The organism is Coleofasciculus sp. F4-SAH-05, from assembly GCF_040222985.1.
In the GTDB taxonomy this organism is placed as follows: Bacteria; Cyanobacteriota; Cyanobacteriia; order Cyanobacteriales; family Coleofasciculaceae; genus Coleofasciculus; species Coleofasciculus chthonoplastes.
Window position 1 is genome coordinate 1 of the sequence record NZ_JAVKBY010000200.1, and the last position, 25,591, is coordinate 25,591.

Below are 25,591 nucleotides of genomic sequence, written 5' to 3' on the forward strand. Positions count from 1 at the left end.
GACGAATGACGAATGACGAATGACGAATGACGAATGACGAATGACGAATGACGAATGACGAATGACGAATGACGAATGACGAATGACGAATGACGAATGACGAATGACGAATGACGAATGACGAATGACGAATGACCCCAGTTTCTTGGTAAACTATGTCAGGGGTTTAAACTTAAACTATTACAGTAATACCTCCTAACCGCACTCATGAGTTTCTCAATCCTTAAAACCTAATGTTTGACTGCATTATTGTTGGGGCAGGTCCTGCTGGAGCAACTACCGCCTACCACCTCGCCAAGCGGGGGCGTTCGGTACTGATTCTAGAGAAAGATTCTTTACCCCGATACAAGCCCTGTAGTGGTGGTGTGTCTCCAAGCGTGCAACAGTGGTTTGATTTTGATCTGACACCTGCGATCGCCCTAAATGTAAGCCGAGTTCGCTACACCTGGCAAATGGATGATCCGGTGGAGATCAATCTCAAAAAACAAAAATCCGTCTGGATGGTACAGCGAGATGTTTTCGACCAGTTTTTGATTGAACAGGCAAAAGAGCAAGGCGCTCAACTGCAAGACCAAACCACTGTCACGGGTATTGAATTTAAAGGCGATCGCTGGCAGGTTAACACAACCAATGAACCGATGGCAGCCCGTTATCTGATCGCGGCAGATGGTGCTAATGGTTCCATGGCAAAATGGTTAGGCTTTAAAGATCGTCCTCAGCGGATGGCGGTGACGCTAGAAGCCCCAAATCCCGCTCCAACAAGCAGTGACCCCACCATCCATTTTGACTTTGGGCAAGTGAAAAATGGCTACATCTGGAATTTTCCCAAAGCCGAGGGCTATTCGGTTAGTGTGGGGACGTTTAAGGGAAATGACAAGCAGGATTTACAAAAGATAGGCACGAAGTATATTCAGCAACTTGGGATTGATCCGAAACTCTGCCAAGTTCACAGTCATCCAATGTGTCTGTGGGATGGGAACCAAAAGTTACACGGGCAAAACGCGCTCTTAGTGGGTGATACTGCTTGTTTAGCTGATCCGTTTACGGCTGAAGGGATTCGTCCCTCTATCTTTAGTGGCGTCAAAGCGGCAGAGGCAATTGATGCGGCTTTAGGCGGTAAAACTAACGCTTTAACCCAGTATACCCAAGTCATTCAGGATGAATGGGGTAACGAGATGATTTGGGCGAAACGTTTAGCTGGTGCTTTCTATGGCTTTCCAAAAATTGGCTATAAGGTAGGCGTGAAGCGACCTTCAGCGACTCTGATCATGCTCCAGATTTTATGCGGGGAATTGAAGTATTCAGAGGTAGCAAGTTTGGCAATTAAACGTTTGAGTGGCGGATTCTTCTCACGGTAGGGTGTTTGTCATTCTTTCTTTATCATTTGTCATTCTTCCTTTATCATTTGTCATACTCGCTCCCGAAAAGAAGCAAGCTACGTCATTTGTGGAAATATACCGTAGGGTGGGCATTGCCCACCAGCATTAAAAATCTCACGGATCACTTGACCGTGAGATTGTTTAGCCTCGAAAGAGTTTTATGAGAAAAGTCCGGCTAAGTTATGCAAATCTCTATCTTGAGAGGCTGCATATCTTAGGAAGTGAAGCGTTAGCTTAGAGAAGCACGACTGCGATCATAGGTAGTCCGGAAACTAGAATTGGGTTTGCCTTGAATAGAATCCCAGTGGCTGATGTTATCAACATCTAAACCGACTTCGTTAGCTGCTCGATTGAGCATGGATTGTTGTCTGTTCTTGACGGCGTGGTGATGACGCATCATTAAGGCTCTGGCTTGTTCTTGAGTAGACATTTGTTGATCCTCCGATTGCTTTAGTGAGATTTGACTGAATTTTTCCTTATCTCTTAGAACTTTAAAACATTGTTTAGCTTAGGGAAGCACGACTGCGATCATAGCTGGTGCGGAAACCAGAATTGGGTTTGCCTTGAATAGAATCCCAGTGGCTGATGTTATCAACATCTAAACCGACTTCGTTAGCTGCTCGATTGAGCATGGATTGTTGCCTGTTCTTGACAGCGTGATGGTGACGCATCATTAAGGCTCTAGCTTGTTCTTGAGTAGACATTTGTGTATCCTCTGATTGCTTTAGTGATATTTGACTGAATTTTTACTTACAAAATAACTATAACAGGAATTTTCTGTAACAATCACTACAGAATAGCTTTATTTGCAAATCTTAATGTTATGGTTTTGAAACATAATCCCGTTAGACAGACAAGTTGTCTGATCACTAAGGCAAGTTAAGCTAGATCACAGCAAAGGGTGCAGAGATGAGGAAAATTTTACCCCTGCTGCCCTAGAAAGGCGGGTTTAGTTAAGTTTCAAGACAGTGGCAAAATGTTTGTCAAAACCGCCCCTACACCTGTGCAGGCTCAAATTCAGGCAGGATGTGGACACGGGCAAATTTGAGTCCTGTGATTCCTTGCAGTCTTTCCACCGTGCTGGATTCGATATGGGTATCTACCCAACCTTCACGGGCTAGGTAGCGTAAATATTGTTGATATTCCGTCCACTCGGCTTGAGTGGAATAGACAATCGTCAGCATCCCCGGTTGGGTAATGCGAGTTTGGGTGGTAGCGTCGAGGGCTTTATCAATCCGTTTTTTGACGATTTCGTAGCGGGTATCACGGGTACTACTGCGTAAATCGAAAATTTTTTCCGTTTGTTCGTCGTGGAAAATATCAACCGTGGTTTCCTGCACTAAGACTAGATGAGTGACTTGTAACGGATTGTCAAAGCGATCGCGCATTTGAAAACAAGTCCTCGCACAGTCACAGATAGCCCGTAGCTGTTCGTAGCGCAGACAGTGGAGATGGAATACAGTAAACTGCGAGTTAATCGAAGCCCCCGCATAGATCATGTGATCAATCCCATCAGTGAGTTCGTGATCACAATAGTGGGGAATAATCTGCTGCATCCGGATTTGCCACCGTTCCCAAGTTTGCCGCAGTTGTTCGTTAATCTCATAGATCATTCGATCATAGCGATCGCGGGCGGTATAAACACAGCCATGAGGATTGGCGCAGGCTTGTTTGTAGGCTCTCACCGCTTGCACCGCCGCGTCGCCACAGTCTTGGCAATAATCAAAATAAATTTCCAGATGATCCCTGAGATATTGAATCGCCGTCACCTCAGCCTCCGCCATCACTCCTTTTTCCAACTGTTTAATATAGGCGGACAAATCCAGGCGCAGTTGTTGCAACAAAGGCAAGTGTTGGTATTGGTTCGCCGCATCCACCACCGCCATTGCCAAATTGAACTGGCTGAGTAAATCGGCTTGGATAGATCGATTCCGTTCACTCGACGAACCCCGGATATCGGAAATCCCGTACATCGGATGGACATCGGTAAACACAATGGGTTCTGGAGAAAGTCCCCAACTGCGGCGTTCCGCTTCTTCCAGAAACCGCCATTCTACGGCGGGATGGATATGATTAAATTGACTTTGAGCCGCTTGACGCAGGGCGGCGGTTAAGGCGGGGATTAAGGCGCAAGCATGGTTGATATCCAAGGAATCGAAATGATCCGCCTGATCACTGGTTAATCCTATCATTCCCATTAAGTTTTGGCTGGGGGTTTCGGCTTCAGCCGCTGTAACCGTGAGGGGAATAAGTAACAGGGAACGAGTACCCTGGTTGAACAACGCCTGCTCAAACTCCGTTTGACAATGACTCTCTAAATTGGCGACAATCCAAACCTGATTCGCTTGGGCGGCTTCCTGGAAATGGGAACCTTGCAGAGAATCCCAGGTATAGACTTGGGTTTGAATCAGTTGATCATTTTCGCTGGTAAACAGTTTCACCTCTTGGCGCTTCACCCGCAACAGCAGAATCTGATCAGCGCGAAACAGCGATCGCATTTTTTGCTCAAATAGGCGAAACTTCTCGGAACGCAAGAGGGAGTCGCGTTCGATCAGCAAGCTAATCAGTTGTCGAATTTTTTCTTGGTGGGTAACATCTAATCCTTCCCACAAAAGCTGACCCCTAACCCGATAATTCTCCAGATTTAAACGTTGTTCCCAGATAGGATTAAAGATGATTTGCTGAATCGATTGTTGGGATAAATCGATATCTGAAAATTCGTTAATTTCTGGATTAATCCGTTCAACGTTTAAATGTTCCGATCGCAGCCAAAATTGTACACAATGAGGTTCACAACCGTAGGGACTATCAAGGGTAGCAATAACAGGTTCATCTAAAAAGCGCCAGTTAATATGATTAATTTTATATACATCTCGTAATATTAGTGCCAGTAAATGACGCCGATATAACTGTTCGAGGGTTTTAGCATCAACGTTTATAAATAAATCAAATAGGTCAATACCCTGGTTTTGTAAGTTACCCGTGGGAGCATTAATCCCGATTAAGCGGCAAAAGGCATTATTGGCATAATACAGGGCGAAGTTACCCGGCTCAACCCACGCCATCAACAGTTTACTATGGTGCTGGAAACGCGCCAACCAATCATGATTTCCCGAATTCGCCTGATTTGTCATCGTCGTGCGATCGCTAAATGTTGATTCATCCGTTACGGGTTGAGAATGGGAATTAGAGTTAGACATCGCAGGCGGGTTAACCTCCGGGGAATTGTCGGGAATGGAGTGTCGGTTTTTATGCCACATCAGGGTAAAAGGGCAATGAAACCATAAGCCATCTTTCCATTTGATCACAGATTTTAAGACTTGACAAGTGAAGCGAAATATAGTCTTAAGATTTTGCAAATTTTTTCTCATAAACCACTTGTCATGAGTCACGATTAATAGAAGCCCCAACCAAACCCCACCGTAGGGTGGGTTAGGCGGTATTTAATTAAGGAAATAAACATTAAATTTGATATCCGCCGTAACCCACCAATCATAAAGCAAGTGCAGAGCCGCCATCGTGGGTTAGGCGGTATTCAATTAAGGAAATAACCATTAAATTTGATATCCGCCGTAACCTACCAAAATGGAATAGATATTACGATTAAATCAGTTGACACGGATGCACGTCGGTGCGCCCCTACGGTTTTTGGGCAAAAATCAGCCCCCTTCAACCCCTTAATATTTTCCGTCAACAACGTGCCAGCCCAGAATAAATCCCGATGCAGCCATGAGTCATACTCACTCCATGCTAAAATGTAAAGCAATGTAAATGTATTGTCTTTTACCAGACAGCATCGCAGTAGACTTGAGAATGAAACTGCTAACTCCATCTCAAGTAATGGAGTCGAAGAGGAAGGCTATGGGGATCGCCACAATTAACCCAGCAACGGGAAAAACGCTCAAAACCTTTGAGCCACTAGATCATGAGTCGATAGAAGCCAAACTCACCCTGGGACAACAGGTGTTTGAGTCGTACCGAAAAACGCCAATGGCACAACGGGCGAACTGGCTGAATGCGGCGGCGGAGATTCTAGAACGGGATAAGGTCAAGTTTGGTAAGCTGATGACCTTGGAAATGGGCAAACCGATCAAAAGTGCGATCGCGGAGGTGCAAAAATGTGCCTTGGTTTGCCGTTACTACGCTGAAAATGCGGCGACGTTTTTGGCAGATCATCATATTGCCACCGATGCCAGCCAGAGTTTTGTCCGCTATCAGCCCTTAGGTATTATTCTAGCGGTAATGCCGTGGAATTTCCCGTTCTGGCAAGTGTTTCGGTTTGCTGCACCCACATTAATGGCGGGGAATGTCGGTATCCTGAAACACGCCTCGAATGTGCCGCAATGCGCTTTGGCGATTGAGGACATTATAAAGGAAGCGGGGTTTCCGGAAGGGGCATTCCAAACCTTATTAATCGGGGCGAGTCAAGTTGAAGCCATTGTTAGTGACTCCCGGATTAAAGCCGCTACCCTAACCGGAAGTGAACCCGCAGGCGCGTCGTTAGCCGCTACCGCCGGGAAACACCTGAAGAAAACCGTGCTAGAACTCGGTGGAAGTGATCCATTTATTGTCCTGGAAAGCGCCGACTTAGACGCCGCCGTTACCACCGCCGTTACCGCCCGGATGCTGAATAATGGTCAATCCTGCATCGCTGCTAAACGCTTCATTTTAGCCGATGCGATCGCGGATGAGTTTGAAAAACGTTTGGTTGAAAAATTTAAAGCCTTGAATGTGGGTGATCCAATGGAGGAAACCACCAATATCGGACCCTTGGCAACACCAAGCATCCTCCAAGAATTAGATCAACTGGTACAAGATTGTATAGCACAGGGAGCCAAAGTTCTGATTGGGGGGAAACCCTTAGATCGTCCCGGTCATTTTTACCCCCCCACCATCTTGGCGGACTTCCCCCCAGGAACCCCCGCCGACAACGAAGAATTTTTTGGCCCCGTGGCGTTATTGTTTAGAATTCCTGACATTAACGCGGCAATTGCTAAAGCCAATGCGATACCGTTTGGTTTAGGGGCGAGTGCGTGGACAACGGACGAAACCCAAGCCCAACGGCTCATTGACGAAATTGAAGCTGGGGCTGTCTTTATCAACGGGTTAGTTAAATCCGATCCCCGTCTACCTTTTGGCGGGATTAAGCGCTCCGGCTATGGACGAGAATTAGGAGTACAAGGAATTCACGAATTTGTCAACATCAAAACCGTTTGGTTGAAATAGTTAAGAACTATGGACGGGAGAGTACAGTAGAGGCTATTGTTAAAAAAACCGAATTTTAACAATAGGATTTTGAGCCTTAGCTTTGAATTTTTACCGGGGATAGCTAACAGCCAGTCCTAGCTGTAGCCCCCTCTAACTTGTCCTGCTTGAATTTCAGCAGGCATGAATTGCGACGAAATAGGACATCGCGCCAACCATCAAACGATAACCAAAGAAAATTAAGGGGAAAATTGAGATGGGCGAAATGAATACAGCCGACATGCTAGTCAGATGCCTAGAAAATGAAGGCGTCGAATACGTGTTTGGATTGCCGGGGGAAGAAAACTTGCATGTGCTAGAAGCACTCAAGAACTCCTCCATTCAATTCATCACCACCCGCCATGAACAAGGGGCAGCCTTTATGGCGGATTTGTATGGACGTTTAACCGGAAAGGCGGGCGTCTGCCTTTCCACCTTAGGACCTGGGGCAACCAATTTGATGACTGGGGTAGCTGACGCTAATCTAGATGGCGCCCCTTTGGTGGCGATTACGGGACAAGTGGGAACCGATCGCATGCATATCGAATCCCACCAATACTTGGATTTGGTGGCAATGTTCGCCCCCGTAACCAAGTGGAACACACAAATTGTCCGTCCGAGTAATACCTCGGAAATTGTCCGTAAAGCCTTCAAACTGGCGCAAAGCGATAAACCAGGGGCGGTTCATATTGATCTGCCGGAAAATATTGCCGCCATGCCCGTTACGGGTGAACCCCTGACGAAAGATGAACGGGAGAAAACCTATGCCTCATTCCGGAGTATCGGCAAAGCCGCCGTTGCCATCTCCAAGGCAAAAAATCCCTTAATTTTAGTCGGGAATGGGGCAATTCGCGCCCATGCGGCAGAAGCCTTGACGGAATTTGCCACCCGGATGAATATTCCGGTGATCAATACGTTTATGGGCAAAGGGGTGATTCCCTATACCCATCCGCTAGCGCTATGGACAATGGGATTACAACAGCGTGATCACGTTAGCTGTGCCTTTGATCAAACGGACTTAGTGATTGCGGTGGGTTACGATCTGATCGAATATTCGCCGAAGAAATGGAATCCAGAGGGCAAAATTCCAATTATTCACATTGGTGCTGCCCATGCGGAAATTGATAGCAGTTATATTCCGTTGGTGGAAGTGGTTGGGGATATTTCCGATTCGCTGAATGAAATTATGAAACAAGCGGATCGGGAAGGTAAGGCGACGCCCCATGCGGTGGAATTACGTTCCGATATTCGGGCGGATTATGAACAGTATGCCAATGATGAGGGGTTTCCGATTAAGCCGCAAAAACTCATCTATGACTTACGTCAGGTGATGGGACCTGAAGATATTGTTATCTCCGATGTCGGTGCCCACAAAATGTGGATGGCACGCCACTACCACTGCGATCGCCCCAACACTTGTATTATCTCCAATGGGTTTGCTGCCATGGGGATTGCTATGCCGGGCGCGATCGGGGCTAAGTTAGTGCATCCTGATCGCCATGTCGTCGCGGTGACGGGTGATGGCGGTTTCATGATGAATTGCCAGGAATTGGAAACAGCCCTGCGAGTCGGCACAAATTTTGTCACCTTGATTTTTAATGATGGTGGCTATGGGTTGATTGAGTGGAAACAACACAATCAATTTGGCGACTCGGCATTTATCAAATTTGGCAATCCCGATTTTGTCAAGTTTGCTGAAAGTATGGGGTTAAAAGGCTATCGGGTGAATTCAGTGGCGGAGTTTATTCCCACGCTGAAAGAAGCCTTAAGCCAAGATGTGCCGACGGTCATTGATTGCCCCGTAGACTATGGCGAAAATCTCCGCTTTAGTCAAAAATCTGGGGATTTGAGTTGTAAGATGTAGGTCATACAATTGGCGTTTTCTGAAGTCTTGATTGACGCACAAACGCCACCTATCGTAGGGGCACGGCAATGCCGTACCCCTACAGGTATCCTCGTAGTGCTATAGTACCTTTACCAATAATGTTTAATAAGGCTGTCAGGTAGTTTAAGAAAGAGGCGGATAAAGGAGGGTACTATCTAGAGGGGAGTACCTGTCGGGAATAGCAGTGATAATCGCTTTTCCCGGAGTTTAGCCTCTTGAGTATAAATCTCTTCAATCTGCTTCACGATTTCTGCATCAACACCAAGTTTAGCTGCCATTTTGGTAACGGTTTCTCGCTCTCCGTTACTGTATTCACCATCCGCCGAACAAGCCTCGATCGCGTCATAGACAAGATAGCGGCGACAAGCATTTGCTGCGGTGTCTCGAGAAATAACCGCATCAATGTCTTCATCCGCCTGGTAAGTTTTGAGTTCCTCAATCACTTGATCAGGGGCGTTAAAGGCTGATCCGTGACCAATAACCCAATCTCTTTCCGCCTGGGTTAACTCATTATCGCCATTCGCACAAATCAGTATCGCTTTCAGATAGCTATCGAAGGCAGGAAGCCCCGGAATCTCTTTGAAACCACATTTTTTATTGAAAAGCCAATGCAATCCTTCTTTTCGGGTAGACATAATCCGATTACTCCTGATCAATATTTAACGGGCTGGTGGTGCGCTGGCAGCAATAGGCACAAAGGTAGAATTGTTCTGATAGAGCATATTGCCTAATAGTTCGGCGAATCTCTTCAGTTAACTGGTTGTAGCGTCCGTGAGTGTTTGCTCGTTTCCAAACTGTCAAACTGGAGGGTTCAGTTAACGATATTGCTTCTTCCTCAACGGCGGATGTGCTTGAGGCTGCAAAATTTAAAGCGTTTAGATTATTGGGCGATTCAGCGCAATCATTTAATTCATAGTAGTCCAGGGGTGTCCAAGCAGCGGATGTGGGAGTTATGGCGTTCTCGCAATAGAGACGCTGACGCCTGTCAACCGAATCATATTCAATCAGTGATGAGTCAAATTCTTGAGAATGGGTTTCAGATTGTTATATCTATTCTGAGGTTAAGGATTGGACAATTGAGCAGTTATTGGGTAGGGAATAAAGTTTATTATTCAGGACTTACGCAAGGACACCACTTATGGAGGCAAAGGTGAGTCCTAAATTTAATGGCAATCGCTATAGCGCTCTATGGTCAATCTGGGAACTGATTCCCTTCAATATTTGCAAAACAGTATAGAGTTCTTGAACAGAGATAAACGGGGCAAACACTCTCGAAACGCTATATTGCCGATTTTCCGTTTGTGCTAGTTTCACAAACAAAATATCATCTCCATTCGTCATCATCCCAAAACTGGGTTGCTCCGGCTGCGGATTCCCCATCAAATAAGCAAGAGTTTGCGGTAGTGCTGACCAAACTGAAAGTGCTGTCTTCTTCGATTCAAGAATGACTACCCACAACTGATTCTGAAGCACTAACACATCAATTCGTCCTTGTAAAACCTCCTCCCCATCATCAAGGATAATTTGTATCGATTCCTCCGCCCGAATCTTAAACGGCGGATCATAAAAACCTCCTAGCGCTAACAGAGGTGAAACCAACAGCAACATTACTGTTCCCTCTAGTAAATGATTCTCAGAACGTTGATAGAGATACCGCCGCCTCAGTTCGTTTACCCCCACCTTTTCCACCTCGCTTAGAGCGGGTAAATTAGTACGCCACTCCAGGAAAAAATCCTCCTCTTCCGTGCGGTTAAGGTAAAATCGCCTCTCGGCTTCTGCTAGGGTTGTAATTGCATCTGTAATGGCTATTGTGGACATAATATCCTAACCCTAATGGCGGTCTCCATAATTGTTACACACCTGAGTTCTATGTAGAAAGGGAGACTCATATCCGCTTGAATACCCATAATAGCGATCGCCAGGTAAATCAGTCAAACGATAAGAATGTATTACCAGCAGCGAATTTCTATGCCGTTGTCATCGCCATTGTACATGTGGCGATCGCCAAATTATTAGTGCGCTATATATGGTGTTATTGCGTAAGTCCTGATTGAAGCCAACTTCGCAAGATATTAATTACCACTGGAGTAAAAGGTTCCATCTGACCCTGTTGGGGTTGTGATAGGTCACTGATTAACATCTCTAACAGTTCTTCATCCTCTAAGCCTTCATCGGGGTCTATGCCGTTTGTCCATAATAATGCATTAGACAATTGCTTGCGTTTTTCGATCAAGGCACGGTTATTTTTTTCGTGATCTCCCAGGTTTAAGACTTGAATCGTGACGATTGCCCGCTCGCTTAACCCTTCTACCCGACCACTAATTTTAAAGCGAAGTTCTGTTTCACATTCCGTCATCAGGGGAGTTAGGGGTAGGGGTTGTGATTTATGGGCATCACCGCATTGATTAGAGGTATTACAACTGGCGACAATATTTGAAAAGTCAAGTGTGCGTCTAGGATTCAATTTTCGAGCTTCTATATGCTCATTGTGGCAAGCCTCAATATCTTGGATTCGCTGACAGCAATAGGCGCAAAGATAGAATTGTTCTGCTAGGGCATGTTCTCGAATAGTGCGGCGAATGTCTTCAGTTAACTGGTTGTAGCGTCCATGATGGTTTGCTCGTTTCCAATCTGTCAAACTGGAGGGTTCAGTCCCTTTACTAATGGTTCGCATGACGCAATTCTTGTTTACGGAGCAGTAGTTTAGCTTTGATCAATTCCAGATGATTTGCGGGTAGTTCCTCAGTTAATTTGGCAAGTAGTTGTTGAGCCTCGGTTAGCTTTGAATCTTGTATAGCATCCAGCAGATCGTTCAATTCAGCATCGATTTTCTGATTACGGATGCTGGTGTCCATGACATCTAATAAGACAGTATTAGCATCTTGCCCATACTGAGAAGGCAATTGTCGCAATTCACCATTGGTTAAGGTGTAAACTAAAACATTTTTACAGTCGCTGATCACCAGAGGTGAATGGGTAGTCAGCACAAACTGACAATTTGGGAAAGTTTCCATCAGGCGATCGCACAGGCTGCGTTGCCAAGAGGGATGCAGGTGCAAATCGACTTCATCAATCAAAACGATACCGTCACCTGCGAGAGGATTCTCCAGAGCAGGGTTCAGCATGGCTAGACGGCGAGCAATATCACCAACCAGAGCCATGAGAGATTTTTCGCCTTGTGAAAGTTGGGCTACATTCAGGGTTTCACCGTTTTTATCAATCGCCATGTGGAGACGGGGTTTACGACGGACTCTAAGATTGTCCATCTGGGGCATAAATTGGCGAATGGCGGTGCGAACTGCGGTTAATTGCCGATCTTTTGCTGAGGCATTGAGTTCGTTTAACCGTTGCCATGCGTCGGGATTGGTTTCCAATAGTGGTTTGAGTTGGTTCAGAAAATCTTCAGGCATTCCTGATTCATTTTCGGTATCTTCCCGTTCCCGAAACCACTCAAAAAAGCGGCGAAAGTCAACCCCCTGACTTAAAGAGTTATCGTAACCATCTAGTTGTAAGAAGGTATGCTTAGTCCTAATTTTTAGTGGAATATCAAGTACGACGCGCTCGACAGGATAAAACACAAGTAGGGGAAGGCTGGTTTTGTCGTCGCAGGTAAGAGCATCACGGTAACGATTGGCTAAGCGAGTGCAGTCGTTGAGATTGCTAGTGTACTGGGCTTTACGTCCTCTTCTATTTTTTGCTAAAGTCCACTTGAAGTGATGCTCGATCGCGTTTTGATTAGGATTGTCTGATGCCCCAGAAGAATCACAAATGTCTATTTCAATACTGGCGGCGTTGGCGGTGTTGAGTATGTCATCTTCGGGGATAGGGTTACCACTACCTTTTTCTGTACGTAAACGAGCAGTAAACCAACTCAGGGACATAGCTAAGGCTTTCAACACAGAGGTTTTACCAGCCCCGTTATTACCAACAAAGACGGTGATGTTGCTGGGATTTTGCTCAGTGGGTGCTAAAGGAATTTCCAGGTTTTCAAATAGCCCAATGTTATTTAAGATAACCCGTTGGATTTCCATAGCGGTAACGTTCAAACCTCTGAGGTTTTCCATATTGATAAGAGTACCTCAAACGGCACTTGAAGGCACTTATCCCTATTATGGTCTCAATACAGTTGCACCTAGCCAGTTTCATCCCAGTCTCATGATTCGATTGGGCGATCGCACTCTTGTTTGAGGTGGAGAAGCAGTGATGAGTGTTGGGTTTCATCCTGCAACCTGACCGACAAAATCGGGCGATCGCTCCTACAACAACCGACTACGCCATTTCTTCGGGTCTTGAGAGCAGTGGAAAACGGCATAAGCTATAACTGTGATGTCTGAATTTTCATAAAAAACAACTATCTGTTGAGCCTTGGGCGATAGAGTTGAAAGATGAAATTGCTATATGGTATGGCGGTAGTTAGATAGTTGTTTGCCCTGAGATCGCAGTTTTATGAGTCGAGCGATGGTCGCTACGCGAACCGCCTTCGGCATCGCCAACGCTATCCTAGTATTATCCCCTATGAATCTATAAGCCTGGAAAAATGCAATTAGAAGATTATTTTGATTTCCTCAGTCCTGATGACATTCGGATAAAAGGCACAAGAATAGGGATTGAAACTGTTTTATACGATTTCATCCATCGGTGTCGCACCCCAGAGGAAATTGCCCAGAGTTATCGAACCCTAGATTTAGAACAAGTCTACGCTACGATTCTATACTATCTGCACAACAAAGAAGCAGTCAGTACCTACCTCGCTAATTGGATTGAGCATGGTCGCAGGATGCGAGAGGAACAAAAACACAATCCTCCACCTGTTTCGGAAAAACTGCGGAAACTGAGAGCAGAAAGAGAAGCAATGAGGAAAGCAAGTGGCACTGAAGTATCTTTTAGATGAGAACGTCGATCGAGTTTATCAAACTCAACTTTTACGGCAATATCCTGAATTAGTTGTTCTTATGGTAGGAGAGCCTGGTAATCCTCCCAAAAGCACGCCAGATCCTGAAATTTTATGCTGGTGTGAAGTCAATGGGTTTGTTTTGGTAACTAATAATCGTGCTTCTATGCCTGTACATTTAGCCGATCATCTTGCTCAAAATCGCCACATACCTGGTATTTTTATTCTCAATCCCGATCTAGGCATTGGTGGAAATCTCGAAGAATTAATTTTAGCTGCTCTTGCTTCCGAAGACGATGAGTATCAGGATCGGATTATTTATTTACCTCTGCCATAGAGGATATAGCGATCGCCCAGCACCTGCCAAAACGTTCCAGTATGACTGTACGCCCATTGTTTGAACAAGTTAAAATGTTTTTCTCGCTCTTAAATATGTCCGTTGCGAATTCGCTCCTTGGCTGCTTCCCATGAACTACCTGAGCCAGGATTCTGCAAATAGGAAGCCTTTCTCTTGGCTAGCTCTTCTTTTTGCCAATCAAGCACAGGAATTTGCTCTGGAATTTGGGCAATGCTGTCCCATAAATCTTCCAGCAGTTGTAGTTTTTCCGAGAGGGTTAACTCAAACATTTGAGTTAACTCTGTGTTCATACTGACCATCGCAATTGGTGTCTTGCTTCAAGTTTATCACCGATAACGATATTGCTTCCTCCTCTGCTATTAAGCCTGCTGAATCTACCGCAGCTAAACAAACTTGATCGCCTCTATTGACGTTATCTCCCAGGTTTAATACCGAGTTGCGTTCTATTATGTCATTCTGAGCGAAGCGAAGAATCTGGACAGATGCTTCGCTACTGTTCCTTCGCTCAGCATGACAAATTCTACATTAGACTGCAACTTCTTATAAGACTCGGTTTCAGCCATTTTTAGTGAGGTTGTTTAACCGGATTTGATATTACCTGCTAGCCTTCAACACCTGTTCAGCCGTTAGTTTTAAACCTGGGAAGGTTGGAGAGACAATAGTCTGATTGCCCCGAAACTGCTGAATTTCATACTCCCCATCCACTAACCTACAGACAGAGAGAGTGGGTTGTTTAGGCTTTCCAATATGTCGAGTACCACCTAATCCTGCATAGTCTGCTATCCAATATTCGGAAATGCCCAAAACTGCGTAGTCTTCAACCTTACGGGCATAATCATTTTGCCAGTTGCTACTAACTACTTCTACCACAAATTTAATCGAACTGCCTAGCGTTAGGATTGATTGCTCAGACCAAAGCGGTTCTTTGACGAGTTCATCTCGATCAACAACTGCAACGTCAGGTCTAAATGCTGTCATACTAACGTTAGAAGGGCGCAATAGTCCCCGCTGGAAGACAAACCAAGGTAAGCCTATTGCGTCAATCTGGACACAGATTTTTGCGCTAATGAAGGCTGCAACTTCTTCATGTAAACCTGTTGGTTCCAAATCGAACACCTCTGTGTCGATCAGTTCGTAGCGGTTATCGCTACCATAACGAGCGAGAAACTCGTCAAAGCTAAGTGGCTTCTGTTGAATTGCTTGCTCGACTGCAATGGTCATAGGTCAACTGAGTCCAATTAATGCCTCAAGTCTACCAAATCGAGTATGTGACATATACGACGAATCAAAAACAAATCCTGGATGACTTTTCTACAACTGAAGAAAAGGCTGGCAAATTTCTGACGTAGAGTATCTTGCTTCTACAAAACGCCTAAGACGATCAAGATAAGTTTGTGGTTTCTTCTGACCATCAGACGTATTGAATACGACCATATCATCTATGTCAGAATGGCTATCTGCTTTGCGCGGAAGAATTGTGCCACGAGTACTAGAACCAAATTGAAAATGGCTTGTTACTGTGCTGCCGAAGTATAAAGTCAGCCTGGATGAAAGCGTATTAATAGAAGTGGTAATACTCTAATTTTCTGCTTCAGATAAGACGAGAGTACTTGCTAGACTTGTTAGGTGGGAATTAACCGACATAGTTCTTTTAGCTTGGAAAATTCAACCGACTCTCCGGTAAGAATACCCTGCTTTCTTAACGTACTGATCTAGATACGAACCGTGTGAGCTAGCTGATATTAAACCAGAATAGACTGATAGCGGAACACCTGAGTATTGGTAGATACTACCATTAATAAATTCAACCTCTAATGTTTGAGTAGTTGGTTCGTATCCAATAGATGCAAGATTTGATGACGTCACCGATATTCTATTCATAGCCCTCTCGTGTACATGTCTGTCTAATTATGTATTCAACGTCAGATGTACTGTATAACACTAACCACCTGGTTGTAGCCAACCCTTGATAGCCGACTTAACAACTTTGAGATATTTGTTTTCTAAGATGAACTCGTCGATTGCTGTTTCACCGCTTGCCTGGAGCGCACCTGCGACACGACGCTTAAAACTTGGAGTAGTTTCATCATTAATATAAGCAACTTTTTCTGACTCAGTTGCAGTTGGGTTCGCCTGCTCCAACTGCTTCAAGAGTTGCTGAATTTCCTCGGCTGCTTCAGCAAGAGTCCTCCGCGACTCAGACAAATGGATATGCTGATTTGCTTGCTGCCGCGCATTGTCAGAAACTTGGTTTGCAAAATTAGCAACGTTTGCTCCGCGAAGGTCATTGCTGAAGGATTCTTAGCTTGATTGACTTTCTGATGAAGAATTTTGCATTTGTGACTGTCCTATATAGATTTGGAGCAAACTACTGTAATCATGCTTGGCAGCAATCTGTTTTTCTTCCTGGGAGAAAGACATCTCTTCGCCTAAAATTCCATATTCCTCTAATTTCAATGACCAGTTAAGAACGACATCCCGTACAGCTTCTAATACACCTTTTGCTTGTGATATATCAATATGTATTTTTATTTCAAATGGAATGTAATCATACTCTCTTAAAAGTTCTTCCAATTTTGGTGGCATGGTAATTAAAGAGGCGTTTTTATTCTTAACCAGTGTTTCTATTTCACTGATTGGCTGATGTATAGGTCGTTTAGATATAGAATCGTGAATTTGAGAAGGAACTCTGACTGGTATCCATCCATGATAAGGATTATGTGCCTTTAACTCTCCAAACATGAAGCGATATTGAGGGATATCTGATTTCTCAGGATAGCCATTAAGTTCTTTTTCCACCCATTGCTGAAACTCTTGAATATTGACTTTCCTTGCAACAAATAAAGCTTTTCTGAGCAGAACTAAGACAGAAATTTCTGGATTAAGCGCATCTCTTTGTAGTTCTAAAACTAATGAACCCATAAAGCTTTGTTAACCTTGCTTCAAAAGCTGCATTTTTATTTTAACCCGGACTTACGCAACTGGCACGGCGATCGCACTCTTGTTTGAGGTGGAGAAGCAGTGATGAGTGTTGGGTTTCATCCCGCAACCTGACCTATAAGATCGGGCGATCGCACACTGGGCGCATGGGCATTGTTCAAGCAGCACCATACTCTGTGTACTGCCTGACCACATCGGGGGCATTTAGCTGTTTTCTTTTGTAGCACACTAAGTACGGAATACCCAAAAATCAACCCTATCCACACCCCCAACCTGTCGTCTGTAAATGAAAGCCATTCGGGTTCGCTTCAGTTGGGCTTGCGGCTTGAATAAACGCCTGGAAAATCGACGAATGCCTTGAGTCGGAAGGGGAGAGTTCCGGATGCCATTGCAGCGCGATCGCAATTTACCGGATCAGAGGTTAAGTCAAGCAACTCGGTAGAATATGAAAAACATTGTGACTCAAGACTATCTGTGGCTAAGTCAAAACCTTCTCTGGCAAGAACTCCCCTATTTGACCTCGCGGTTGAACAAAATGCCCGCTTCACCGGCTTTTCCGGTTGGGAAATGCCTGTCCAATACAGCAGTATCGGACAAGAACACGAAGCAGTACGCACCAATGCCGGTATGTTCGATATCTCCCACATGGGTAAATTTGCCTTTACCGGGAAGCAGCTATGGCAAGCGTTACAGCGATTAGTCCCCTCAGATTTGAGTCGATTACAACCCGGTCAAGCCCAATACACGGTGTTACTGAATCCTCAAGGGGGAATCATTGATGATGTGATTGTTTACCACCAAGGGGAGGATGAAACAGGCGCACCGCAGGCGATGATGATTGTTAATGCGGCGACTTGTCAGAAGGATAAAGAATGGTTGTTAGCCCAATTGGACAACATGGGGGTAAAGTTACTCGATCTTTCTCAGGAAAACGTCTTAATTGCTTTACAAGGACCCCAAGCTGAGACTTATTTACAGCCGTTTGTCCAGGAAGACTTAACCGCACTGAAATCCTTTGGACATCTGAATGCAACGATTCTAGATCAACCCGGATTTATCGCCAGGACAGGGTACACTGGCGAAGATGGGTTTGAGGTGATGGTTAAACCGGAGATTGGGGTAGAACTGTGGCGGCGTCTGTTCCAGGCTGGGGTGACTCCCTGCGGCTTGGGGGCGAGGGATACGTTGCGACTAGAAGCAGGGTTGGCACTTTATGGACAAGATATTGATGATACGACGACTCCCCTAGAAGCCGGTTTAAGTTGGCTAGTGCATTTGGATGGTAAAGGCGATTTTATCGGACGTTCTGTCTTAGACGCCCAAAAAGCCAAGGGTGTGGAACGTCGGTTAGTCGGGATTGAAATGCAGGGACGACATATCGCCCGTCATGGATATTCGGTGCTATCTGATGGCAAGGTTGTGGGAGAGGTGACGAGTGGTACCTATTCACCCACACTAGGGAAAGCGATCGCGCTTGCCTATTGTCCCACATCTCTAGCCAAAATAGGTCAACAGTTAGAAGTAGAAATTCGCGGTAAGACTTATCCCGCCGTTGTTGTGAAAAAACCCTTTTATCGCGCCAAAAAACGTTTTTAAACCCAGTAGTATCCTTGAACTATTATGCCTGAATCTCAAAATTATTGAGATAAGCAATCGGATCACTCGGATCAAATTGGCGTTGATCAATAAAAACGGTGGCGGGTTCCACTTTCATCGGATCACTCGGCAGCTCAATTTTCAATGCCTCAGCTACCTCTGTATAAATGTCTAACGGGTAAATTTCCTCTAATATTTGATCAGCATCTTTGGGATAATCTTGTTGCTCAATTTGACCCCAGCGAATCATCTGAGTGAGCAACCAAATCCCATGAGAACGCCAGGGATAGTTAATTGGATGCGGCTTCTCTGGATCATCGCTATTTTGACCATAAAACCGATAAAAATCAGGAATCGTCTCCAGCCGTTCCTGGTTATCAAAACCACCATAATCATAGTTACCCAATAAAGCAGGTTCTATATATTCCTGATCCGTATCCAGATACCTGCTTTGGGCAAGAATTTGGGCAACTTCGCGGCGATTTTTGGCTTGCTCGCAAAACTGACAGGCTTCTAGAATCGCCGCCACTAAAGCTCTAGCGGTTGCGGGATGTTCGTCTACCCAGGCTTGCATTGTGGCTAGTACATTTCCCGGATGACCCGTCCAAATATTCCGCGAGACATTAGCGGTAAATCCATTTCCCTGCAAAACCGTCTGTTGGTTCCACGGTTCACTGCTGCCGTAAGCATCCATAACTCCCGCTTGGATTTTATAAATCATTTGTGAGGGGGCAATCTCCATAAATTCAACCTCACTTTCGGGATTAATTCCCATGGCGGCTAGCCAATAACGGCTAATGTAATAATCCATCGAAGCATTTGACTCAGTAGCAAAGATAGGCGGTTCCTGGAATTTGCGAACATATTGGCGATAGGAATCGGCAAACTCCTGAAAGGTGAAATATTCAATCGCTGGTCGAATTCCAGCATCCCAGGCTTTGGGAGATAAGGTAATGCTGCTGCCATGAAGATTGAGTACCATCAGGGCAACCATGGGGGCGGCTTCTGCTCCTAATTGTGCCATCATTGGCATTCCATACAAGGCTTGAGCTGCATCTAACTGGTAGTCGAGTAAGCCATCCTGAATTTGATTCCAATTCTCTTGCTTACTCAGGCTAACGTTTAGTCCATAGCGAGCAAAAAAGCCTAGTTCTTGAGCGATAACTAGGGGCGCACTTTCGGTAATCGGGATAATGCCGAGGTTGAGGTACGTTTTTTCGAGTTTGCCAAAGTCAGAATTTGAGACGGATAGCGACTCAGCAGAGTTATTCTTTTGGGAGGTGGATAGATTCCCCGAGTTACAAGCGGCAAAGGCTAATCCTGTGCTTGCCAGACTGGTGTATTTGAGAAAATGGCGGCGCTTCATGTTCTTTTATCCTCACCCAATAAATTATAGATCTGACATTGAATCTACCGCGTTCGGGGGACAAATCCGTGAAATCAGTGTTTTGACATAAGACATAAGACATAAGACATAAGACATAAGACAAATCTACCCTAAGCTGTCATGCATTTAAATTGGGTATTAGTAGCGAGCAAGATGCAAAGCCTGCGGCATGGCTTCGCTTAACGCACTACAAGGATGAGAGCAATTATTGACGTTAAGGTTTAAATGCCGAACAGCTTATCCACATCCCCAGCCTGTCGTCTGCAAATGAAAACTATTGGGGTTTAATTCGTCTTGATCAAAGCTTGCGGCTTGAATCAATGCTTGGAAAATGGCAAAATGTCTGGAATCTGGGAGGGAGAGTTCCGGATGCCATTGCAGCGCGATCGCAAAAGGATGCTGTTTGTGTTCTAATGCTTCAATTAAGCCATCAGCAGCTTTAGCGACAATCTGCCAACCGCGAGGTAGGGTACGCACGGCTTGATGGTGCCAAGAGACAACGGTAAGTTCCTCCTTTCCCAGGATTAGAGACAGTCGGCTATCGGGATAAATCCGCACCGTATGCTGACTCGGTTTCAGCATTTCCTCTCGATGCAGGATATCTTCCCCAAATTCCTCTGGCAGATGGGGGACTAAATCTCCCCCACTTGCTACCATCAGCACTTCTAAGCCGCGACAAATCCCCAAAACAGGTTTTTGTTTTGCCAATGCTAGTTTCGCGAGTGCCAATTCAGCCTGATCTCGTTCCGGATCAGTACCATAAATTGTCGGATGAGGGGAACCGTTGTAGAAATCTGGATCGATATCACCCCCACCTGTAAAAATTAACCCATCCACCTGGTTCAGCAAAACGGTGGGATCAGATTGAACAGGCGGAAGCAAAATGGGTATCCCTCCAGCAGACTGGACTGCCTGAGTATAACCCGCCGGGGAATAAAAGTTTCCCGTTGGCTTGTAGTTATAGGTGGTAATTCCAATGATTGGCGGTGTCATCGGCTTTAGATTCATCAAGGAAAGCGTCGATAAGGGTTTTCTGGTTTAGCCTATACAATTTTTACTGAATAAATTGATAGAATTACTGCATTCTCAGCGATGAATTTCAGATCAAGGGAAAAAAATGAGCAAGGGAGAGCATCAACCCCAAACGGCTACGCTGCTAATCTCCTGTCCTGATCAACCGGGATTAGTTGCCAAGTTTGCCAATTTGATTTATGCTAACGGCGGCAATATCATTCATGCAGACCAGCACACTGACTTTGACACCGGGCTATTTCTCACCCGCATTGAGTGGCAATTAGACAATTTTAACCTACCACGGTTGATTGACCCAGCATTTGCGGCAATTGTCCAACCCCTAGAGGCAAAATGGCAGCTTCATTTATTCACTTTGGCAGATGTTCTCTATTCCTAAAGTCTAATGGCAAATAAATTGAGATAAATTAATATGAACGGTAATTGATTGAAACAGTAATCACTGATTATTACTCAATTATTTTTTTTAAGACAGTATACTGGTATCAATTAATGAGTTTTTCTAAGTCTTTATCGGTTTAATTCAATGAGTATTAATGGCGATTTAACGGATTTTTTTTTGGATGAAATCATTAAATATTTACAGATCAGCCATAAAACAGGCTTACTAATGTTGGTATACAAAACCAATCATTTTTTTTGGCTAAATAAAGGGTGTTTAGTCGCGGCAAGTCACCGCACTGATGGATTAGGATTGTACTCTCTAATTCTAGAAGTTTCTTTAGTTAAAGAAACAACTCTTAAACGAGTCATAAAAAGTGCATACAATAATTCTTTGCCATTAGGAATTTTTCTGCATGAAAATGGTTTTTTGTCGGTAAAAACATTAAGAATGTTGTTTGAGGTTCAGGTAATCCGAGAGTTACATATAATTGATCATGAGGCGAAAATTGGTTTCAGCTTCGACCAATGTGCAACAATTCCAAATATGGAGTTAACCGGATTAAAATTGCCATTGGATTATCTACTTTGTCCTAATTTATATTGGACAGAATCTACACAGAATGATGTCTCAAGACAGCCACAAAAAAAAAATCATAGCGATGGCTTATGATTAAAAGTTACCTATCCAGAGCCAGTTCAGCAAAACGTTCTGTTCTCGGTGAGAGTATTGTGTAATGGCTTAATATCATGTCAAGTTGAGGTAGAAATAAGGTAGAGTGCTGCCTTTTTAGAGTAGACGGGTAAACGGATCAGGATTCAGCCTCCATCCAGCCTTTAATGGTTTCAATGGGAATATTGACGGCAGGAAATAGTGACTTTAATGCCTCAATACCACCTGCTTTTAACGCACTTTGTAGTCGCTGCTTAAAGGTTGGATTGCTTTTTATTTCTTGGTTAATGGCTTCGATAACAACACTTTGTCTTTCAGATTCAGTTAAGGTTGGGTTAGAGTTTTTCAGTTGTGCTAATAATTGCTGAATCTCGGCGGCGGCTTCAGTAAGTGTTTGTCTTTGTTCGGCGGGGTAGTTGTTTTGACTGCCAATATTATCGCCGACGATATCTCCAGTAACACTCCCGTTGATGCCGTTAAAAGTAGCACCTTGGAAATTATTGGTAGGGTTGTTTGACATAGTTTTGAGGATTTGAATGATTGTTTTTAGACTATTTATCAAGGGCTCGCCAGACTGATCCGGAAGCGATGGTGAAGATTCAGCTACAGATTGGTTATAAAATTGATAACGGTCTTGAATAGCGTATATTACATCAAGTATATCGGGCGTGCGATCGCAGGTTGTTTTTGCTAGCATTTGAAACAAATCAGGCAATAGTTCCGATCCGCCGATTTCTTGTAATACCTTAGCCGCATCCCAACGAATAAATTCATTGTCATTCAATAAGGCTTGCCGTAACGCCTTAATTGCCTCTGTCGTGCCGATTTTACCTAACGCTTCAGCCACAATTTTATGTACACAAGCAGATTGATCCTGCCAAACATCAACTAAAGCAGAAACAGCTTCCGGTGCGCCAATGGTTCCTAACGCCTCAACCGCACGACAACGAACAGGATAATCTTCATCGTGTAACGCCTGAATTAACGCGGGAACAGCTTCTGAATCAGCAATAGTTTCTAAGGCTTTAGCCGCACTGTGCCGAACGGAACTCTCTTTATCTTGTAAGGCTTTGATTAATTCTGGAATAGCGGATTTACAGCCAATATTTCCCAATACCTTAACAACAGAACAGCGTACAGAATGCTTGGGATGAGATAAAGCTTGGATCAGAATCTTAATCGTTTCTTCAGAACAAATACTTCCTAACGCCTCAGCCGCATATTCATGGGTATGATAATTATCACTAAATAAAGCCTGTTTTAATACCGCGATCGCGTCTGATGTGCCAATCTCTTTTAATACCTCAGTAATCCGGCTCTCTCGTTCTAAATAGCGATCGCGCAAGGCATCACTCAGAGCTGGAATCGTTGCGGCTGTACCAATATCCAATAATCCTTTAAGCGCCCGCCTACGAATTTGGTAGTTTGGATGGAACAACGCTTGATGTAATCCAGGAATTGTGGCTTCAGTACCTATACTTGATAAGCTATTAACGGCTTGGTACGCGATCGAATCATCAAATTTGGCTAAAATCTTACATAGTGCTGGAATAACTGCTTCATTCGACTTTTGTATTAAGACAAAAGCGGCATGACTGTGAACTAATTCTTGTTCATGTTCTAATGCTTGTGTCAGTACCTCAATTGCCATTAAATCATCATTTTTGCCTAGTGCATTTGCGGCATTATTACTCAAATCATGCTCACCATAAAACAAGGCTTCTTGGAGTAATTTAATAGCAGATTCTGTGCCAATATTTGCCAAAGCTTCAGCGGCACACCAATGCATCGATCTATTCTGACTGAACAAAACATCACCCAATAGTTCAATTGCCGATTCTGTGCCAATATTTGCCAAGACTTCTACGCAATACCGACTAACCTCTTCATCGAAAGCTAGTTTACGCAATTGGGCAATCGCTTTCTCTGTACCAATTCTTCCCAAAACATTGACTACAGTCCAACGAATTCCTTTATCTTGAGCAGTTAACGCTGGTTCCAGTGAATCAATCGCCGTTTCTGAGCCAATTTTACCCAACCCATTAACGGCACTCCACTGGATATAATACTCTTCACTCGATAAGCTAGGAATTAGCGCTTCAATTGCCCATTCTGATCGGGTTATCCCGAATAAATTTGTTTTCACGGATTCCGGAACAGTTAATTTAGCCACTAAATCCACAGTCTCTTTTTTAAATTCGGGTTTAACCGCCCCCGCGAATCTTGCACCTAACCGCAAATCTACCTGTAGCGCTAATTCAACCACCCGCACCGCCTGCGTTTTATTGTCCACTAATGCCAACATTAACGCCAACGGTTCTGTCCATTTCAAATAATTTAAATAGTCTTGTTTTAATTGATTATCATTGAGTTCGAGAATCTTTTGCCACGATAGCAGATACTCAGCCGCATAGTATTCTTGAATCAGTTGATGAGAAAATTCTACGTTCGTAGTAGGCACTTTAGTGCCAGAAGCGCTAAAGCGCTCACTACTAACAAGGTTCGTAGTAGGTACTTCAGTGCCAGAAGCGCTAAAGCGCTGACTACGAACAATTAAATGATGTTTGAGTAAGTCCTCTAAGCAACGGATTGCCAAATCATCTGGATACTTTACCTTTTCTTGTAAAAATTTAATAAAAATTATCTCAATATCTCGACGAGAAATACTTAACCGAAAATCGGTCAGCTTTTCTCCCTGCATCATTTCAAATGCTAGCTTTTCCAGTAATTTAGACCACCAGCGTCGAGACTCATCGGAAACAGGTACATCTTCTTTATATCCACGTTCATATAACTGCGTAAACTGACGCAATGTTTCGGCTAGGCTAGAGGGAATATGCCCTGTTTTCTGAACGAGGAAAGACAGCATTTCCATTACAAACGGCGTCTGACCCAATTCTCGCCAGTGATTGGATAACTGTTGTAAAGTTTGTTTATTTTGCCCTATCATAGAATAGTGAATAAATTGTTTTATTTGTAACGGATTCAGGGGTTCGATTTCTAAGTGAGTGCGAATATCTAAGTCCCCGCCTTCGCCCAAATTTCGTGTGGTAAAAATCATGGGTAGATGCGGATATTTCTGGCGAAATGCTTTTAAATATCGTCGGCATGAGTTGCTAGGTAACTCATTTAACCCATCGAACAGCAGAAATAATCGCCGATTACGTAGCAGATTTTTGATATCCGAAATTTCAAGTAGCAACTCGTGGATTTCTAAGAAATCTTGAATCAGATATAATACCCCTGAATGATGAGTTTCTGATGGTTTAAACTGTCGTAATTGCACCAATACAGGAATCGGATTCTGGGGGTGAGAAAGGGCTTGTTTGGCTTGTTCTACCAAAAACTGAATTAATGCCGTCGATTTCCCTGAACCGGGCTGCCCAACTAACAGGACATGGTTTGCCGAATATTGACGTAATCCGGTTAAAATGGGCAACGTCTCTGGTGTTTCGTTTCCTTCCTGTGGCGGCGGTTTGAGGCGCTGTACCGTTAAATTAAACTGAAAGGGCGATCGCGGGTTTCCTGATGCATCCTGTTGCTTATATATCGTATCCGTCAGTTTGTCAAGCTTCCACCACTGTTCATAGAGATCGCAAATCGATCGCAGATAGCCTGTAAAATCGATAGGATAAACTACCCAGACCTGCTAAGAGCTGAGGTCTGGGTTTTTAGTAGCCCTAAAGTCATCGAACAAGCTAAGACTTCGGCGTGAGCGCTCAGTCGAACGCTGAACATACTTAATAGTTCGGCTTAGCTTGCACGATAACCCCGTGCCTCCAGGCTGGTTTATAGACAGCCCCACAAGTGCAATATTATTGGCTC

The 25,591-nt window shown here is 44.3% G+C and carries 24 protein-coding genes and 3 pseudogenes; 9 read left to right on the forward strand and 18 right to left on the reverse strand.

The window, feature by feature from the left end; translation table 11 throughout:
- Nucleotides 1-233: 233 nt before the first annotated feature.
- Nucleotides 234-1,358: a geranylgeranyl reductase family protein gene (locus RIG27_RS23830; RefSeq protein ID WP_446349302.1), complete on the forward strand. Its 1,125-nt coding sequence runs from the start codon at nucleotides 234-236 to the stop codon at nucleotides 1,356-1,358.
- Nucleotides 1,359-1,608: 250 nt separating this feature from the next.
- Here RIG27_RS23830 and RIG27_RS23835 read toward each other — a convergent pair whose 3' ends face one another.
- The 3 genes from RIG27_RS23835 to RIG27_RS23845 form a co-directional block, all read right to left on the reverse strand.
- Entirely contained in the window at nucleotides 1,609-1,809 is a 201-nt protein-coding gene (locus RIG27_RS23835) for a hypothetical protein (RefSeq protein WP_446341597.1), read from the reverse strand.
- 73 nt (nucleotides 1,810-1,882) lie between these two features.
- Nucleotides 1,883-2,083 (reverse strand): hypothetical protein, encoded by a 201-nt coding sequence (locus RIG27_RS23840; RefSeq protein ID WP_446341599.1) that lies wholly within the window; start codon nucleotides 2,081-2,083, stop codon nucleotides 1,883-1,885.
- 291 nt (nucleotides 2,084-2,374) lie between these two features.
- A complete protein-coding gene (locus RIG27_RS23845) occupies nucleotides 2,375-4,750 on the reverse strand; it encodes a GAF domain-containing protein (protein ID WP_446349304.1) in 2,376 nt (791 codons plus the stop codon).
- 490 nt (nucleotides 4,751-5,240) lie between these two features.
- Here RIG27_RS23845 and RIG27_RS23850 point away from each other — a divergent pair, with 490 nt between their 5' ends.
- Both RIG27_RS23850 and RIG27_RS23855 read left to right on the forward strand, forming a co-directional pair.
- Complete coding sequence (locus RIG27_RS23850; protein ID WP_446349336.1) at nucleotides 5,241-6,605, forward strand: NAD-dependent succinate-semialdehyde dehydrogenase; 1,365 nt, start codon at nucleotides 5,241-5,243, stop codon at nucleotides 6,603-6,605.
- Between the two features lie 235 nt (nucleotides 6,606-6,840).
- Entirely contained in the window at nucleotides 6,841-8,487 is a 1,647-nt protein-coding gene (locus RIG27_RS23855) for an acetolactate synthase large subunit (RefSeq protein ID WP_446349306.1), read from the forward strand.
- Between the two features lie 176 nt (nucleotides 8,488-8,663).
- On the opposite strand, the gene RIG27_RS23860 is transcribed toward RIG27_RS23855, so the two are convergent.
- On the reverse strand, nucleotides 8,664-9,143 hold the full coding sequence (locus tag RIG27_RS23860) for a hypothetical protein (RefSeq protein WP_446349308.1): 480 nt from the start codon (nucleotides 9,141-9,143) through the stop codon (nucleotides 8,664-8,666).
- Nucleotides 9,144-9,332: 189 nt separating this feature from the next.
- Here RIG27_RS23860 and RIG27_RS23865 point away from each other — a divergent pair, with 189 nt between their 5' ends.
- Nucleotides 9,333-9,662: a hypothetical protein gene (locus tag RIG27_RS23865; RefSeq protein WP_446349310.1), complete on the forward strand. Its 330-nt coding sequence runs from the start codon at nucleotides 9,333-9,335 to the stop codon at nucleotides 9,660-9,662.
- A 22-nt stretch (nucleotides 9,663-9,684) separates the two neighbouring features.
- Here the strand turns inward: RIG27_RS23865 and RIG27_RS23870 are convergent, their stop codons facing one another.
- The 4 genes from RIG27_RS23870 to RIG27_RS23885 form a co-directional block, all read right to left on the reverse strand.
- Nucleotides 9,685-10,326: a type I restriction endonuclease gene (locus RIG27_RS23870; protein WP_446349312.1), complete on the reverse strand. Its 642-nt coding sequence runs from the start codon at nucleotides 10,324-10,326 to the stop codon at nucleotides 9,685-9,687.
- A gap of 214 nt (nucleotides 10,327-10,540) precedes the next feature.
- Nucleotides 10,541-11,182, reverse strand: coding sequence for a TIGR02646 family protein (locus RIG27_RS23875; RefSeq protein ID WP_446349314.1), 642 nt, complete (start codon nucleotides 11,180-11,182; stop codon nucleotides 10,541-10,543).
- Nucleotides 11,169-12,539: an AAA family ATPase gene (locus RIG27_RS23880; protein WP_446349338.1), complete on the reverse strand. Its 1,371-nt coding sequence runs from the start codon at nucleotides 12,537-12,539 to the stop codon at nucleotides 11,169-11,171. The genes RIG27_RS23875 and RIG27_RS23880 overlap by 14 nt, the downstream gene beginning before the upstream one ends.
- 122 nt (nucleotides 12,540-12,661) lie before the next feature.
- Nucleotides 12,662-12,820: a hypothetical protein gene (locus RIG27_RS23885; RefSeq protein ID WP_446341617.1), complete on the reverse strand. Its 159-nt coding sequence runs from the start codon at nucleotides 12,818-12,820 to the stop codon at nucleotides 12,662-12,664.
- 225 nt (nucleotides 12,821-13,045) lie between these two features.
- Between RIG27_RS23885 and RIG27_RS23890 the strand changes: the two genes are divergently transcribed.
- The gene (locus tag RIG27_RS23890) at nucleotides 13,046-13,399 is read left to right on the forward strand and encodes a DUF433 domain-containing protein (protein WP_446349316.1); all 354 of its coding nucleotides are present in this window, start codon (nucleotides 13,046-13,048) and stop codon (nucleotides 13,397-13,399) included.
- A complete protein-coding gene (locus RIG27_RS23895; protein WP_446349318.1) occupies nucleotides 13,374-13,736 on the forward strand; it encodes a DUF5615 family PIN-like protein in 363 nt (120 codons plus the stop codon). The genes RIG27_RS23890 and RIG27_RS23895 overlap by 26 nt, the downstream gene beginning before the upstream one ends.
- On the opposite strand, the pseudogene RIG27_RS23900 reads toward RIG27_RS23895, so the two are convergent.
- The 7 genes and pseudogenes from RIG27_RS23900 to RIG27_RS23930 all read right to left on the reverse strand — a co-directional run.
- A pseudogene (locus tag RIG27_RS23900) lies at nucleotides 13,730-13,822 on the reverse strand (RNA ligase family protein); the annotation flags it as partial. The gene RIG27_RS23895 and the pseudogene RIG27_RS23900 overlap by 7 nt on opposite strands.
- A gap of 3 nt (nucleotides 13,823-13,825) precedes the next feature.
- Nucleotides 13,826-14,026: an addiction module protein gene (locus RIG27_RS23905; RefSeq protein WP_446349320.1), complete on the reverse strand. Its 201-nt coding sequence runs from the start codon at nucleotides 14,024-14,026 to the stop codon at nucleotides 13,826-13,828.
- A gap of 325 nt (nucleotides 14,027-14,351) precedes the next feature.
- Complete coding sequence (locus tag RIG27_RS23910) at nucleotides 14,352-14,978, reverse strand: Uma2 family endonuclease (protein WP_446349322.1); 627 nt, start codon at nucleotides 14,976-14,978, stop codon at nucleotides 14,352-14,354.
- Nucleotides 14,979-15,086: 108 nt separating this feature from the next.
- Nucleotides 15,087-15,401 (reverse strand): annotated as a pseudogene (locus tag RIG27_RS23915) (SMODS domain-containing nucleotidyltransferase); the annotation flags it as partial.
- Nucleotides 15,402-15,422: 21 nt separating this feature from the next.
- Entirely contained in the window at nucleotides 15,423-15,638 is a 216-nt protein-coding gene (locus RIG27_RS23920) for a KTSC domain-containing protein (RefSeq protein ID WP_446349324.1), read from the reverse strand.
- A 60-nt stretch (nucleotides 15,639-15,698) separates the two neighbouring features.
- Nucleotides 15,699-15,962, reverse strand: a complete 264-nt coding sequence (locus RIG27_RS23925) for a hypothetical protein (protein WP_446349326.1) — start codon at nucleotides 15,960-15,962, stop codon at nucleotides 15,699-15,701.
- Between the two features lie 96 nt (nucleotides 15,963-16,058).
- Nucleotides 16,059-16,679, reverse strand: a complete 621-nt coding sequence (locus RIG27_RS23930; RefSeq protein WP_446349328.1) for an AbiTii domain-containing protein — start codon at nucleotides 16,677-16,679, stop codon at nucleotides 16,059-16,061.
- Nucleotides 16,680-17,171: 492 nt separating this feature from the next.
- On the opposite strand from RIG27_RS23930, the gene gcvT reads away from it, so the two are divergent.
- Nucleotides 17,172-18,293 (forward strand): glycine cleavage system aminomethyltransferase GcvT, encoded by a 1,122-nt coding sequence (gcvT, locus tag RIG27_RS23935; RefSeq protein WP_446349340.1) that lies wholly within the window; start codon nucleotides 17,172-17,174, stop codon nucleotides 18,291-18,293.
- 22 nt (nucleotides 18,294-18,315) lie between these two features.
- Here the strand turns inward: gcvT and RIG27_RS23940 are convergent, their stop codons facing one another.
- A complete protein-coding gene (locus RIG27_RS23940; protein WP_446341635.1) occupies nucleotides 18,316-19,659 on the reverse strand; it encodes a CmpA/NrtA family ABC transporter substrate-binding protein in 1,344 nt (447 codons plus the stop codon).
- 258 nt (nucleotides 19,660-19,917) lie between these two features.
- On the reverse strand, nucleotides 19,918-20,688 hold the full coding sequence (locus RIG27_RS23945; RefSeq protein ID WP_446349330.1) for a gamma-glutamyl-gamma-aminobutyrate hydrolase family protein: 771 nt from the start codon (nucleotides 20,686-20,688) through the stop codon (nucleotides 19,918-19,920).
- Between the two features lie 109 nt (nucleotides 20,689-20,797).
- Here RIG27_RS23945 and RIG27_RS23950 point away from each other — a divergent pair.
- Nucleotides 20,798-21,058: pseudogene (locus RIG27_RS23950) on the forward strand (ACT domain-containing protein); the annotation flags it as partial.
- 180 nt (nucleotides 21,059-21,238) lie between these two features.
- Complete coding sequence (locus RIG27_RS23955; RefSeq protein ID WP_446349332.1) at nucleotides 21,239-21,766, forward strand: DUF4388 domain-containing protein; 528 nt, start codon at nucleotides 21,239-21,241, stop codon at nucleotides 21,764-21,766.
- A 139-nt stretch (nucleotides 21,767-21,905) separates the two neighbouring features.
- Here the strand turns inward: RIG27_RS23955 and RIG27_RS23960 are convergent, their stop codons facing one another.
- Entirely contained in the window at nucleotides 21,906-25,205 is a 3,300-nt protein-coding gene (locus tag RIG27_RS23960; RefSeq protein WP_446349334.1) for a HEAT repeat domain-containing protein, read from the reverse strand.
- Between the last annotated feature and the right edge of the window lie 386 nt (nucleotides 25,206-25,591).

Excerpts from the sequence above, each read along its gene's own strand:
- RIG27_RS23875 (WP_446349314.1), bottom strand. The coding sequence starts at position 11,182 with ATGCGAACCATTAGTAAAGGGACTGAACCCTCCAGTTTGACAGATTGG.
- RIG27_RS23905 (WP_446349320.1), bottom strand. The coding sequence starts at position 14,026 with ATGTTTGAGTTAACCCTCTCGGAAAAACTACAACTGCTGGAAGATTTA.
- RIG27_RS23930 (WP_446349328.1), bottom strand. The coding sequence starts at position 16,679 with ATGGGTTCATTAGTTTTAGAACTACAAAGAGATGCGCTTAATCCAGAA.
- RIG27_RS23850 (WP_446349336.1), top strand. The coding sequence starts at position 5,241 with ATGGGGATCGCCACAATTAACCCAGCAACGGGAAAAACGCTCAAAACC.
- RIG27_RS23940 (WP_446341635.1), bottom strand. The coding sequence starts at position 19,659 with ATGAAGCGCCGCCATTTTCTCAAATACACCAGTCTGGCAAGCACAGGA.
- RIG27_RS23890 (WP_446349316.1), top strand. The coding sequence starts at position 13,046 with ATGCAATTAGAAGATTATTTTGATTTCCTCAGTCCTGATGACATTCGG.
- RIG27_RS23920 (WP_446349324.1), bottom strand. The coding sequence starts at position 15,638 with ATGAATAGAATATCGGTGACGTCATCAAATCTTGCATCTATTGGATAC.
- RIG27_RS23955 (WP_446349332.1), top strand. The coding sequence starts at position 21,239 with ATGAGTATTAATGGCGATTTAACGGATTTTTTTTTGGATGAAATCATT.
- RIG27_RS23835 (WP_446341597.1), bottom strand. The coding sequence starts at position 1,809 with ATGTCTACTCAAGAACAAGCCAGAGCCTTAATGATGCGTCATCACCAC.
- RIG27_RS23830 (WP_446349302.1), top strand. The coding sequence starts at position 234 with ATGTTTGACTGCATTATTGTTGGGGCAGGTCCTGCTGGAGCAACTACC.
- RIG27_RS23855 (WP_446349306.1), top strand. The coding sequence starts at position 6,841 with ATGGGCGAAATGAATACAGCCGACATGCTAGTCAGATGCCTAGAAAAT.
- RIG27_RS23870 (WP_446349312.1), bottom strand. The coding sequence starts at position 10,326 with ATGTCCACAATAGCCATTACAGATGCAATTACAACCCTAGCAGAAGCC.
- RIG27_RS23840 (WP_446341599.1), bottom strand. The coding sequence starts at position 2,083 with ATGTCTACTCAAGAACAAGCTAGAGCCTTAATGATGCGTCACCATCAC.
- RIG27_RS23845 (WP_446349304.1), bottom strand. The coding sequence starts at position 4,750 with ATGAGAAAAAATTTGCAAAATCTTAAGACTATATTTCGCTTCACTTGT.
- RIG27_RS23910 (WP_446349322.1), bottom strand. The coding sequence starts at position 14,978 with ATGACCATTGCAGTCGAGCAAGCAATTCAACAGAAGCCACTTAGCTTT.
- RIG27_RS23945 (WP_446349330.1), bottom strand. The coding sequence starts at position 20,688 with ATGAATCTAAAGCCGATGACACCGCCAATCATTGGAATTACCACCTAT.
- RIG27_RS23860 (WP_446349308.1), bottom strand. The coding sequence starts at position 9,143 with ATGTCTACCCGAAAAGAAGGATTGCATTGGCTTTTCAATAAAAAATGT.
- RIG27_RS23880 (WP_446349338.1), bottom strand. The coding sequence starts at position 12,539 with ATGGAAATCCAACGGGTTATCTTAAATAACATTGGGCTATTTGAAAAC.
- RIG27_RS23885 (WP_446341617.1), bottom strand. The coding sequence starts at position 12,820 with ATGCCGTTTTCCACTGCTCTCAAGACCCGAAGAAATGGCGTAGTCGGT.